Here is a 13605-nt window from a genome sequence, read left to right on the forward strand (position 1 = left end):
CTCACCCACGCCCTCACCACCCTCACCCACCACGGCACCACCCACTACCTCGAAATCGGCCCCGACACCGTCCTCGCCTCCCTCGCCCGTGACACCGTCGACGGGGTGGTCGTGGCGGCGCAGCGGCGGGGCCGGGACGAGGCGGCGACGGTCACGGCCGCTCTCGGCGCCCTCCACAACAGCGGGGTCGCGGTCGACTGGGAGGCGTACTTCGCCGGCACCGGACCGGTGCCGGGTGCCGGGCGCGTGACGTTGCCCGGCTACGCCTTCCAGCGCGAGCGGTACTGGCTCACCGGCGACGCCGCCCGCCGCCCCGGGGCGGGCGGCCTGGGTCACGCCGTGCTGGACCGCGTGGTGGACGTCGCCGACGGCGCGGCCCGGTTGTTCACCGGAGCACTGGCCCGGCACCGGCAGCCATGGCTGGCCGACCACACCTCCGCGCACACCGTGGAGGGGACCCCCATCGTCCCGGTGGCCGCCCTGGTGGACCTGGTGGTCCGCGCCGGGGACGAGCTGGAGGCCACGGCGGTGGAACGGCTCACCGTCCGGACGCCGCTGGTGCTGCCCCGCAACGGCGCGCTGGAGGTGCAGCTCTCGGTCGTCCCGGCGGACGCGGACGGCGAGGGCTCCCGGCACGCGTTCACCCTGCACGCCCGCCCGGAGGGAGAGGCCGGCCGGTGGACCGTGCACGCCGAGGGCGTCCTCACCGAGGCCCCCGCTCCCGCCCAGGGCGACGCCACCGGTCCCGTCGCCGCCACCGGTCCCGATGCCACCGGCCCCGTCGCCGCCACCGTGGAGCTGGACACCGCCCTCGCCGCCGAGGCCGGGGCGTACGGGCTGCACCCGTGGCTGCTCGAGGTGGCCCTGGAAGCGGTCCTGGACGCGGCCGAGGAGCGCGGCGACCTCGGCCCGGTGCCCCCGGAAGCGGTCCGGGTGCCCGCCGACTGGGCCGGGGTGCGGCTGCACGCGACGGGTGCGACGGCCGTGCGGGCGCGCTGGTCCCGGCGGGACGACGGCGCGCTGTCGCTGACGCTGTCGGACGCGGCGGACCAGCCGGTGCTGACGGTGGACCGGCTCGTCCACCAGGACGTGCCCGCGGCCGAGTTCGCCCCGGCGGGCGGCGCCGCCCTGCCGCTGTACCGGCTGCTGTGGACGCCGGCCGAACCGGCCGCTCCCCCGGTGCCGTTGCGCTGGGGTGTGCTGGGCGGCGCGGAGGCGGACGGGGCCCTCGGCCAGGACGGGCTGCCGTTCGGGAGCGTCCGGGAGGTCGCCGAGGCGGTGGCGGCCGGGGGCGCGCCCGTGGACGCCGTACGCGTCTGGGCGGGCACGACGCCCGAGGACGCGGACGGCTCCGCCGTACCCGATGTGGTGACCGCGCTGCACCGGCGCACCGGCCGGGTCCTGGCCCTGGTGCGGGAGTGGCTCGCGGACGAGCGCCTGGCGGAGCTGCCCCTGGTCGTGCTGACCCGGGGCGCGGTGACCACCGGTATCGAGGGGGTGTCGGACCTGGCGGCGGCGGCCGTGTGGGGGCTGCTGCGGTCCGCGCAGGCCGAGGCGCCGGACAGGATCGTGCTGGTGGACCTGGAGCAGCCGCTCGGTTCGGACGGCCTGCCCCTGGGCACCGGGCTGCGGCCCGTCGGGGCGTCCCCGCTGCCGCTGCCGGCCGAGGCACTGGCGGCGGTGGTCGCGGCGGGCGAGCCGCAGGCCGCCGTGCGCGGCGGTACCGTGCGGCTGCCCCGGGTGCAGCGCAGTTCGGCGTCGACCCTGGGCACCGACGGGCAGGCCATGTCCTGGGACCCGGACGGAACCGTCCTGATCACCGGCGGCACCGGGGCGCTCGGCGCGCTGACGGCCCGGCACCTGGTCGCGGAGCACCACCTGCGGCGGCTGCTGCTGGTGTCCCGGCGCGGCCCGGACGCGCCGGGGGCGGCCGGACTGGTCGCCGAGCTGGCGGAGGCGGGGGCGGTGGCCGAGGTGGTCGCCTGCGACGTGTCGGACCGGGCGGCGCTCGCCGCGCTGCTCGCCGGCATCCCGTCGGCGCATCCGCTGACCGGGGTGGTGCACGCGGCCGGCGCGGTCGACAACGCGCTGCTCGCCGATCTGACGGCGGAGCGCACCGCCGCCGTCCTCGCGCCCAAGGCGGACGCGGCCTGGTATCTGCACGAGCTGACGCGGGACCTGGACCTCTCCGCGTTCGTGCTGTTCTCGTCGAGCACGGGAGTGGTCGGCGGTCCCGGGCAGTCCGGGTACGCGGCCGCGAACGCCTTCCTCGACGGGCTGGCCGGGCACCGGGCCGCGCTCGGGCTGGCGGCGACCTCGGTGGCCTGGGGCCTGTGGGACGCGCCGGGCGGTGTGGGCGCGGGCATCGGCGACGCGGGCCGGGCCCGGTACGCCCGTGAGGGCTTCCGCCTGATCGCCCCGGCCGAGGGCGCGGCGCTGCTGCACTCCGCCCTGGTGGACGGGGAGGCGCAGTTGCTGGCGCTGCCCGTGGACGCCTCGGCGATGCGGGCGCACGGCCGGGTTCCGTCGGTGTTCCACTCCCTGGTCCGGCCGAACGGACGGCGTTCCGCCGCGTCCGGGGACGGCGGGAACGGTGACGGGGCCCTGGCGGCCCGGCTCGCCGAACTGCCCGCCGCGGACCGGGAGGCGGCCGTGATGGACGTCGTCCGGGCGGAGATCTCGACGGTGCTGGGCCGGTCCGGCGCGCACACCGTGGAGCCGGACCACCCGTTCAAGGAGCTGGGCTTCGACTCGATGACGGCCGTCGACCTGAGCAACCGGCTGACCGCGCAGACCGGGGTGCGGCTGCCGTCGACGGTGGTCTTCGACCATCCGAGCCCGACGGCGCTGACGGCGCATCTGCTGGACCGCATGGACCTGGGCGAGGCGCGGGGCGCGGACCGTGCCCTGGCCGAACTCGACCGCTTCGAGGGCGTCCTCGCGACGGCGGGCGACGACGAGGAGACCCGGCGGGCGGTGTCGGCGCGGCTGGAGGCGCTGCTGTCCCGGCTCGCGGACGCGGGCGCCGGCGCGCCCGGTGACGCGGGCGGGCCCGACGCGGCCGAGTCGCTGGAGTCGGCCTCCACGGCGGAGATCTTCGCGTTCATCGACAACCAGCTCGGCCGTACCGCGAGCTGAGCGGCACCGGACCCCGCCGCCGCGAGCGCGGCGGCGGGGTCCGGTGGCCGCCGGCCCGCGCAGGACCCCTGACCCAGCGGGGCGCACCGGGTGCGCCCCGCCGACACGAGGAGAGACCGAACCGCCATGTCGAACCAGTCCAACCAGACCAACCAGACCACTGGTCCTGCCGGCGAGGAGAAGCTGGTCGAGTACCTGAAGTGGGTCACGGCCGATCTCCACAAGGCGCGCCAGAAGATCGCCGACCTGGAGGCGGCACGGGACGAGCCGATCGCGGTCGTCGGGATGGCGTGCCGCTATCCGGGCGGGGTGCGCTCCCCCGAGGACCTGTGGGAGCTGGTCCGCGAGGGCCGGGACGGGATCACCGAGTGGCCGGCCGACCGCGGCTGGGACGTTGAGGGCCTGTACGACCCGGAGCCCGGGAAGCCGGGCCGCTCGTACACCCGCGAGGGCGGGTTCCTGGACGGGGCGGCCGAGTTCGACGCGCCGTTCTTCGGCATCTCGCCGCGTGAGGCGCTCGGCATGGACCCGCAGCAGCGGGTACTGCTGGAGGCGGCCTGGGAGGCGTTCGAGAGCGCGGGCATCGACCCGGCGTCGCTGAAGGGGTCGCGGACGGGCGTGTTCGCCGGGGTGGTGGAGCAGAGCTATCTCGACCGGGAGGGCCCCGAGGAGTTCGAGGGCTACCTGATGACGAGCAAGCTCAGCAGTGTCGCCTCGGGCCGGATCTCCTACACCTTCGGTTTCGAGGGCCCGGCGGTCTCCATGGACACGGCCTGCTCGTCCTCGCTGGTGGCGCTGCACATGGCGGTGCAGTCGCTGCGCTCGGGCGAGTCGGTGCTCGCCCTGGCGGGCGGTGCGACGGTCTCCGGTTCACCGAACGGCTTCGTCGACTTCTCGCGGCAGCGGGGGCTGGCGGCGGACGGCCGCTGCAAGTCCTTCGCCGAGAGCGCGGACGGGACGGGCTGGAGCGAGGGGGTCGGCCTGCTGCTGGTGGAGCGCCTGTCCGACGCGCGGCGGAACGGGCATCCGGTGCTCGCCGTGATCCGGGGCTCGGCCGTCAACCAGGACGGCGCCAGCAACGGTCTGACGGCACCGAACGGCCCCTCCCAGGAGCGGGTCATCCGGGACGCGCTCGCCTCTGCCGGGCTGGGCACGGCCGATGTGGACGCGGTGGAGGCGCACGGCACCGGCACGCGGCTGGGCGACCCGATCGAGGCGCAGGCCCTCCTCGCGACCTACGGCCGGCACCGTCCGCAGGACCGGCCGCTCTATCTCGGGTCGCTGAAGTCCAACATCGGGCACTCGGTGGCGGCGGCGGGCGTGGGCGGGGTCATCAAGATGATCCAGGCGATGCGCCACGGCGTCCTGCCGAAGACCCTGCACGTGGACGCCCCGACCTCGCACGTCGACTGGTCGGCGGGTGCGGTGGAGCTGCTGACCGAGGCCCGCGCCTGGACGGCGCCGGAGGGACGTCCGCGCCGGGCCGGTGTGTCCTCGTTCGGCTTCGGCGGGACGAACGCGCATGTGGTGATCGAGGAGGCGCCCGACAGTACGGAGGAAGTCCCGTCCGCCGTGCGGGAGCTGCCGGTCGTGCCGTGGACGCTGTCCGCGAAGACCCCTTCCGCCCTGCGGGACCAGGCCGCGCGGCTCCTCGCTTACACCGAGGCGCATCCGGAGCTGTCGGCGCTGGACATCGGCCACAGCCTGGCGACGAGACGGTCCGCGTTCGACCAGCGGGCGACGGTGACGGCCGCCGACCCCGGCACCTTCCGCGAGGCCCTGCACGCCCTGGCGGAGGGCACCCGGCACCCCGCGCTGACCACCGGCACCCGGGCCGGTACCGGGAAGCTCGCCTTCCTCTACACCGGACAGGGCGCCCAGCGCATCGGCATGGGCCAGGAACTCGCCGCCGCCTACCCCGCGTTCGCCGAAGCCTTCGACGCCGCCATCACCGCACTCGACCCCCACCTCGACCGCCCCCTGCACGACGTCATCACCACCGGCGACGGACTCGACCGCACCGAATACACCCAACCCGCCCTCTTCGCCGTCGAAGTCGCCCTCCACCGACTCCTCGAAACCTGGGGCATCACCCCCGACCTCGTCGCCGGACACTCCATCGGCGAGGTCACCGCCGCCCACCTCTCAGGCGTCCTCGACCTCCCCGACGCCGCCCGCCTCGTCACCACCCGCGCCCGCCTCATGCAGTCGGCCCCGCAGCACGGCGCGATGCTCGCGGTCCAGGCGCCGGAGCACGATGTGGCCGCCTCGCTGCGCAGCCACGGCGGCGCGGTGTGCGTGGCCGCGGTGAACAGCCCCCGGTCCGTGGTGGTCGCGGGCGACGAGGACGCCGTCGACGCGGTCGCCACCCACTGGCGGGAACGCGGCGCGGCGGTCAAGCGGCTCTCCGTCAGCCATGCCTTCCACTCGGCGCACATGGAGGGGATGCTCGACGCCTACCGTGCCGTCGCCGCCGAACTGACCTACCACGCACCGGCGATCCCCCTGGTGTCCACGGTCACCGGCCGGCCCGCGACGGCCGCGCAGCTCACCTCGCCCGACTACTGGGTCACCCAGGTCCGGGAGGGCGTCAAGTTCCTGCACGCGGTGCGCGCCCTGGAGGCCGAGGGGGCGACCGCCTTCCTGGAGATCGGCCCGGACGCGGTCCTCACCGCCCTCGCGCACGACAGCGTCCAGGACCCGGACGCCCTGCTGGCCGTCCCCGCCCTGCGCCGGGACCACGAGGAGCCCACCGTGCTGGCCCAGGCGGTCGGCGCGCTGCACCAGCGCGGGGTACGGATCGACTGGGAGGCGTACTTCGCGGGCACGGGCGCCCGCGCGGTGGCGCTGCCCACCTACGCCTTCCAGCACGAGCGGTACTGGGTCGCGCCCGGGGACGGGCCCGCCGACGCGGCCGGGCTCGGTCTGGTGCCGGGCGGGCACGCCCTGCTCGGCGCGGTCGTGGACCTGCCGGACTCCGAGGGGGCGCTGTTCACCGCACGGGTGTCGCCGCGCAGCCACCCGTGGCTGGCCGGGCACACCGTGTCCGGCACCGGGGTGCTGCCGGCCGCCGCCGTGGTGGACATGGTGGTCGGCGCCGGGGACACGCTCGGCGCGGGCGCTCTCGCCGAGCTGACCGTGCACGCCCCGCCGGTCCTCCCGGCGGACGCCCCCCTGCATCTGCGGCTGTCCGTGCGGGAGCCGGACGGTCACGGGCAGCGGGCGTTCACCCTGTACAGCCGTCCGGACGGGGCCGATGTGCCCTGGGCCGCGCACGCCACCGGACGGCTCGCCCCGGGCGGCCGGGCCGCCCCCGCCGCGCCCGCGCCCGTCTCCTGGCCGCCCGCCGACGCGGAGAGCGTCCCGCTGGAGGCGGCGGACACGGCCCGGGGCGTACTCGCCGCCTGGCGGCTGGGCGAGGAGGTGTACGCCGAGATCGAGCTGCCCGAGGAACGGCACGCGCAGCGGGCCGGCTTCGGACTGCACCCGGACCTGCTGGACGCGGCCCTGCGCACCCCCGCCCTGGGCGGCGGCCCGGCGGCGCGGGAGGCCGTCGCCGTCGCACTGCGCGAGGGGTTCGAGCTGTACGCGACGGGCGCGGCCTTCCTGCGGGTGCGGGCCGTCCCGGCGGGCGGTGACGGCGGCTGGTCGGTGGAGCTGGCCGACCGGGCCGGGCAGGCGGTGGCCTCCGCGCGAGGGGTCGTCCACCGGGCCCTGGCCGCCGAGGAGCTGGGCCCGGCCGGGGAGCGGCTGCGGGACGCGGCCTTCCATGTCGCCTGGTCCCCGGTCGCGCTGGACCCGCCGGGGCGGGCGGTCACCTGGGGTGTGCTGGGCGGCCCCGGCGCCGGTCGCGGCTCGGGCCCGGTGGCGGGCCCCCGGTTCGCGGACGTGGACGCGGCGGCCCGTGCCCTCGCGGCGGACGGCGGCGGGCTGGACGCGGTGCTGGTGACGGACGCGTACCCGGGCGTCCGGGACGGTCACGCCCCGGACGCCGACGGCCCCGCCGCCCCGGACGCCGCCGACCCCGTCGCCGAACTGCACGCGCGCACCGGCCGGGTCCTGGAGCTGGTCCGCCGGTGGCTGGCCGACGAACGGACGGGGTCCGCGCGGCTGGTGGTACTGACCCGGGGTGCGGTGGCCACCGCACCCGGCGAGGATGTCACGGACCTGGCGTCGGCCGCCGTCTGGGGCCTGCTGCGCTCGGCGCAGTCGGAGGCCCCGGGCCGTATCGTCCTGGTCGACACGGACGCCGGCGGCGACCCGTGGCTGGGGGCGGTGCTCTCCTCGGTGCTGGTGTCCGGCGAGCCGCAGGCGGCGGTACGCGGCGGGCGGGTCCTCGTCCCCCGCGTCCACCGCACCCCCGCCCCGCCCACCGGGGCCGGAAGCGCCGCGGCCCGCGGCGGGAGCACGACGGCCCGCGGCGGGAGCACCGGACCGGCCCCGGCCGGGGCCTGGAACCCGGACGGAACGGTGCTCGTCACCGGCGGCACCGGCAGCCTCGGCTCCCTCTTCGCCCGCCATCTCGCCGCCCGCCACGGGGTGCGCCGGCTGCTGCTGCTCAGCAGGCGCGGCCCCGCCGCCCCCGGCGCGGCCCGGCTGGTCGAGGAGCTGGCCGCCCTCGGCGCCGAGGCGGACGTGGTGGCCTGCGACGCGGCGGACCGCGAGGCGCTGGCCGCCGTGCTGGCCGCGATCCCCGCCGAGCACCCGCTGACCGGAGTCGTGCACACCGCCGGTCTCATCGACGACGGACTCGTCACCGACCTGGACACGGCCCGACTCGACGCGGTGCTGCGTCCCAAGGCGGACGCCGCGTGGAACCTGCACCGGCTGACCCGGGGGCTGGACCTCTCCGCCTTCGTGCTGTTCTCGTCCATCGCGGGTGTCATCGGCGGCGCGGGCCAGTCCTCCTACGCGGCCGCAAACGCCTTCCTGGACGGGCTGGCCGCCCATCGCGCCGCGCACGGCCTGCCCGCGACCTCCGCCGCCTGGGGCCTGTGGCAGCAGTCGGACGGCATCGCGGGATCACTCGACGCGGCCGACCTGGCCCGGATCGCGCGCGCCGGGTTCCTGCCGGTGTCCCAGGACCGGGGTCCGGCCCTGCTCGACCTCGCCCTCGGCGACCCGTGTCCGGCGCCCGTCCTCACCGGGCTCGACCTGGTGGCGATGCGCGAGCAGCCCGCCCAGGTGCCGCTGCTGCTGACCGCCCTGGTGCGGCGGCCGGTGCGGCGGGCCGCGAGCAACTCCCCGCAGGCGGAGGGGAACCTGGCCGAGCGGCTGGCCGGTCTCGGCGCGGCCGAACAGCACCGCGTCGTCCTGGAGTTCGTGGCGGGCGAGACGGCGGGCATCCTCGGCCACCCCGACCCGGCGGCCCTGGAGACCGAGCAGCCCTTCGTGAAGCTGGGCTTCGACTCGCTGACCTCCGTCGAGCTGCGCAACCGGCTCTCCGCGGCCCTCGGCACGCCCCTGCCCGCCACGGTGGTCTTCGACCACCCGAGCCTGTCCGCGCTCGCCGGCTTCCTGCGGGAGCTGCTGGTCGCACCGGCCGGGGACGGCGGCGCGCCGGGCCGTGAACAGGTCGACTTCGCGGCCGAGATCGTCCTGGACGAGGAGATCGTCCCGGCGGCCGAGACCGTGCGCTGCGCACCCGACCCGGACCACGTCCTGCTGACCGGGGCGAGCGGCTTCCTCGGCGCGTTCCTGCTGCGGGACCTGCTGCGGGAGACCCGGGCGACCGTGCACTGCCTGGTGCGCGCGGCCGACGAGGCCGACGGCATGCGGCGGCTGCGCGAGAACCTGCGCTTCTACGAGGTCGCGGACCAGGTGGACGAGAGCCGGCTGCGGGTGGTCGTGGGCGATCTGTCACAGCCCCTGCTCGGGCTCTCCGAGGACGCGTTCGACGAGCTGGCCCGTACCGCCGACGCCGTGTACCACGCGGGGGCGACGGTGCACTGGCTGCACCCCTTCACCACCCTGAAGGCGGCGAACGTGGACGGGACCCGGGAGGTGCTGCGCCTCGCGGCCCGGCACCGCACGGTGCCGGTGCACTACCTCTCCACCACCGGGGTGTTCGCGGGCGAGCTGGCGGGCGGGGTGCCGCTGCGGGTCGACGACCCGACCGGGCCCGCCGAGGCGCTGCCGAGCGGCTACCTCCAGAGCAAGTGGGTGGCCGAGCAGGTCGTCGGCCTCGCCCGCGAGCGGGGGCTGCCGGTCTCGGTCCACCGCATCGACGTGATCTCCGGCGACACGGTCAACGGCGCCTGCCAGACACGGGACTTCGTGTGGCTGAGCCTGCGCGGGCTGGTCCAGGCGGGGGCGGTGCCGTCCGGTCTGGTGGGGAAGGTGCACCTGACGCCCGTGGACTACGTCAGCGCGGCCGTGGTCGCGCTGTCCCGGCGCCCGGAGTCGGCCGGCGGGACCTTCCACCTCTACAACCAGAGCCATGGCAGCTTCGCGGGCTTCGTCGGCGAACTGCGCGCGCAGGGCTACGAGCTGGCGGAGCTGGACTGGGACGCGTGGAGCGGGGCGGTGAAGTCCGACCCCGACAACGTGATGCTGCCGCTGATGGAGGCGTTCGAGATGATGGCCTCCGCCAACGAGGCGTTCTATCCGCCGGTCGACACCGCGGTGGCCGAACGGGCCCTCGCCGGTACGGGTGTCGACTGCCCTCCGATGACGGCGGCCCTGTTCCGCCGCTACATGGACTTCTTCGTCCGCGCCGGGTTCTTCCCGGCCCCGCCCGCAACGGTCGCCCCGACCGCACCGACGGCCGCGCCCGTCACCCCGGCCTCGTCCGCCCTTCAGGGCTGAGTCCCCAGGGCCCCGCACGACCTCCCCTTCCCCACGACCACGACCACGACCAGCACTTCCACGCACGAGCAAGGCGGCCGGTCCCGTCCCCCGAGGGGGCGGGACCGGCCGCCGGACGGGACACCTGACATGACGACCACGGAAGGCACGACGGGCTCCCCGCCCCGCCTGGAGGGCCACTGGTTCCGCCGGTTCGGCGGCACGGCGGAGGGCCACGGCGGCCCGCTGCTCATCTGCTTCCCGCACGCCGGGGGCGCGGCCAGCGCCTATCTGCCCCTCTCCCGGGCGCTCGCTCCCCGGGTCGACGTCCTCGCGGTGCAGTACCCGGGCCGCCAGGACCGCCGCCTGGAGACGCCCGCCGAGTCCCTGACCGCCCTCGCGGAGACGGTGGCCGCCGAACTGGCGACCGGCCTCGGCCACGGGCGTCCGTACGCGCTGTTCGGCCACAGCATGGGCGCGGCCCTCGCCTACGAGACCGCGCGCAGGCTCCACGGCCACGGGGTGCCCGCACCGGAGCGGCTGTTCCTGTCGGGGCGGGGCGCGCCCTCACCGGAGCCGCGCCGGAGCGACCGGCTGAGCGGTGACACCGCGCTGGTGGCCGAGATCCGGCGGCTCGGCGGAACGGGGAGCCGGGTCCTGGACGAGCCGGAGCTGCTGGGCATGGTGCTCCCCGCCCTGCGCGCCGACTACCGGGCCCTCGCCGGCTACCGCTGGACGCCCGGGCCGGCGCTCGGCATCCCGTTCACGGTGCTGGTGGGCGAGGACGATCCGGTGGTCCCGCCCGGCGACGCGGAGGGCTGGCTCGCCCACTCGACCGAGCCGGGCGCGTTCCTGACCTTCCCCGGCGGGCACTTCTACCTGGACGCCCACACGGAACGGGTGGCCGGGGTGATCGCGTCCGCGCTCGCCGTGCCCACGCCGCCGGGCTGAGAGCACGCGGCAACACGGTGGGGCGGGAACCCTTCCGGAAGGGTTCCCGCCCCGCAACCTCGTGTCACGCTCAGTGCGCCACGGCCCCGCGCGGTGCGCTGCCGAACCGCCCGCCGAAGAAGAGCAGCCCGTGCCCGTCCCGGTCGGTGCCGCGCCCCGCGCCCAGGACCCGGCCGACGAACACGGTGTGGTCGCCGGAGTCGAGCCCCGCGTCGAGCGCGCACTCCAGCCAGGCAAGCGCCCCGGACAGCAGCGGCGCCCCGGTGTGCTCGCCCGGACGCCAGTCGACGCCGTCGAACTGGGCCCGCCCGAGGGTGCGCTTCTTGTCGGCGAAGCGGCGGGCCAGCGGCTCCTGCCCGTCGGCGAGGATGGACACCCCGAAGCCCCGCCCGGCGGTGATCGCGCGGTGCATCACGGCGCTGTGGGCCACCGAGCAGAGCACGGTCGGCGGGTCCAGGGAGACGGAGCTGAAGGCGTTGGCCGTCATGGCGTGGATGTGCTCGCCGCCGACGGTGATGACGACGACACCGGTGGCGAACTGCGCCATCACATCCCTGAGCGCGTCGGCGGAAACGGGCGTACGGAGGCCGGTCGCCGAACCCGCGGCCACCGACCCGGTCGATATCCGGTCAGATACAGGATTCATGTCACCCTCTTTGATTCGGCCATGGCTCCGAACGTAACGGAATCCGATTCGGGCGCCGCAACCGCCGGGTAATCCCGAACTCCTTCCCGCCGCAGGACGCGAATGACCCCGCTGTTACCGCGCGTTGACGGGACGCCGGAACGGGCGGCCCTAGGCTCCCGGGACGGCGGCCGGGCCGCCCAGGACAAGGGACAAGGGGAGACCATGAATTCCGAAGCAGAACGACTCCAGCTCGCCGAACCCTATTTGGGTTCGGTACTCGCGACGGCCGGCCTGGACGCCGAATACGTGCGCGCCGAGGGAAATACTCTCTACCGCCTCGGCGCGGACGGCAGAGAGATTCCGGTGACCGACTTCGCGGGCGGTTACGGCTCCCTGATGCTCGGCCACCACCACCCGGAGATCACCGCGCTCGCCAAGGAACTCCTGGATTCCGGCGTCCCGGTGCACGCCCAGTTCTCGGTGCGTCCGGACGCCAACCTGCTGGCGCTGGAACTGAACCGGATCGTGCGCCGCGAGACCGGCTCCTCGGAGAACTGGTTCGCCATTCTCGCCAACTCGGGCGCGGAGGCGAACGAGGCCGCGCTGAAGCACGCCGAGCTCGACCGGGTGAGCCGGCTCGCCGAGGCGACCGCGGCGGCGGACGCCGAACTGGCCGCCGCCCGCACGGCCCTGCTGGACGGCACGGCCTCGGTACCCCCGGAGCTGTGGCGCCGGCTCGGCCTGGCACAGCCCGCGGGCGCGGCGCCCGACGCCCTGGTGGACGCGCTCGCCCGCCGCAACGCCGAACGGGCCGCCCGGGCACCGCTGTTCCTCGCCCCCGAGGGCGCGTTCCACGGCAAGCTGGCCGCCAGTGTGCAGCTCACCCACAACGACGGCTACCGCACGCCGTTCAAGGCGCTGGCCGCGCAGGCCCGCTTCGTGCCGGTGGACCAGCCGGGGGTGCTCCGCAAGCTCGTCGACGAGGAGCGGGCGGTACTGCACGGGCTGGCCGTGGCGGACGGGGCGGTCTCGGCGACCGAGCACGAGGCGCCGGTGTTCTGCGCGTTCCTGCTGGAACCGGTGCAGGGCGAGGGCGGCATCCGGGAGCTGCCCGCCGAGTTCGTCGCGGAGGTGGGGCAGGTGTGCGCGGCGGCCGGGGTGCCGGTGGTCGTGGACGAGATCCAGAGCGGTATGGGCCGCACCGGCCACTTCCTCGCCGCGACCGCGCTCGGCCTGGAGGGGGACTACTACACGCTGGCGAAGAGCCTGGGCGGCGGGCTGGCCAAGATCTCCGTGCTGCTGATCCGGGAGTCCCGCTACCGGCCCGAGTTCGAGCTGGTGCACAGCTCCACCTTCGCCAAGGACGGCTTCTCCAGCCGGATCGCGCTCAAGGTCCTGGACCTCCTGGAGGCCGACGACGGCGCGGCCTACCGCCTGGCGGCCGAGCGGGGCGAGCGGATCAGGGCGGCCCTGGAGTCGGTGCGGGCCGACTTCCCGGACGTGGTGAAGGAGGTGCGGGGGCGGGGCCTGATGCTGGGCTTCGAGTTCCACGACCAGTCCGAGGCTCCGGCGCCGCCGGTCCAGGAGGCGGCCCAGAACGGCCTGTTCGGCTATCTGGTGGCCGGGCATCTGCTGGGCGGGCACCGGATCCGCACCTTCCCCACCGCGAGCGCGGCGAACACCCTGCGCTTCGAGCCGTCGGTGTACATCACGGACGAGGAGATCCGGCACCTGGAGACGGCCCTGAGGGACACCTGCGACATCGTCCGCGGCGGCTACCAGCGCCCCCTGGCGATCGGGGCATCGTAGACATTTCACCCCATCGGCCACCAGAAACCGATCGCATGTCCATGTTTCTGAACGGCCTCGAACGGCAGCGGCGGCGGCGTCGGACGACACCGCCGCTGCCGCTCGCCACCCGCCCCTGACCACCATCTATGCCTCTCCGCAACGGACATGGGCACCTTCTCTCGACCGCACCGCGGACTGGGGAGCACCTGTCTCACCCCTTGGGCGCTGGCTCGTTTCTTCTTGAAAAACCGTACCTACGGTTTGTATTGTGTGGCACAGAGTCTCACCGACTACGGGGGGAAGAGTTATGT

Annotated in this window: 5 protein-coding genes; 4 read left to right on the forward strand and 1 reads right to left on the reverse strand. The window is 75.6% G+C overall.

Features of this window, described 5'->3' with window-relative positions; all coding sequences use genetic code 11:
- From C593_RS0127735 to C593_RS0127745, 3 genes are all read left to right on the forward strand, one after another.
- Positions 1 to 3138 (forward strand): type I polyketide synthase (locus C593_RS0127735; RefSeq protein WP_018850589.1); only part of this gene is annotated, 3138 nt, incomplete at its 5' end.
- A gap of 126 nt (positions 3139 to 3264) precedes the next feature.
- The gene (locus C593_RS0127740; RefSeq protein WP_018850590.1) at positions 3265 to 9945 is read left to right on the forward strand and encodes a type I polyketide synthase; all 6681 of its coding nucleotides are present in this window, start codon (positions 3265 to 3267) and stop codon (positions 9943 to 9945) included.
- Positions 9946 to 10074: 129 nt separating this feature from the next.
- Positions 10075 to 10875 carry a thioesterase II family protein gene (locus C593_RS0127745; RefSeq protein ID WP_018850591.1) on the forward strand — a complete coding sequence of 267 codons (801 nt, stop codon included), beginning with the start codon at positions 10075 to 10077 and terminating at the stop codon, positions 10873 to 10875.
- A gap of 70 nt (positions 10876 to 10945) precedes the next feature.
- Here C593_RS0127745 and C593_RS0127750 read toward each other — a convergent pair whose 3' ends face one another.
- A complete protein-coding gene (locus C593_RS0127750) occupies positions 10946 to 11521 on the reverse strand; it encodes a flavin reductase family protein (RefSeq protein WP_106434780.1) in 576 nt (191 codons plus the stop codon).
- Between the two features lie 204 nt (positions 11522 to 11725).
- Here C593_RS0127750 and C593_RS0127755 point away from each other — a divergent pair, with 204 nt between their 5' ends.
- Complete coding sequence (locus tag C593_RS0127755; RefSeq protein ID WP_026278137.1) at positions 11726 to 13312, forward strand: aminotransferase class III-fold pyridoxal phosphate-dependent enzyme; 1587 nt, start codon at positions 11726 to 11728, stop codon at positions 13310 to 13312.
- Positions 13313 to 13605: the final 293 nt, after the last annotated feature.

This window comes from Streptomyces sp. CNT372, assembly GCF_000377145.1.

What these genes read in the sequence shown, in the direction of transcription:
- C593_RS0127740 (WP_018850590.1), top strand. Translation starts at nt 3,265, where the DNA reads ATGTCGAACCAGTCCAACCAGACCAACCAGACCACTGGTCCTGCCGGC.
- C593_RS0127755 (WP_026278137.1), top strand. Translation starts at nt 11,726, where the DNA reads ATGAATTCCGAAGCAGAACGACTCCAGCTCGCCGAACCCTATTTGGGT.
- C593_RS0127745 (WP_018850591.1), top strand. Translation starts at nt 10,075, where the DNA reads ATGACGACCACGGAAGGCACGACGGGCTCCCCGCCCCGCCTGGAGGGC.
- C593_RS0127750 (WP_106434780.1), bottom strand. Translation starts at nt 11,521, where the DNA reads ATGAATCCTGTATCTGACCGGATATCGACCGGGTCGGTGGCCGCGGGT.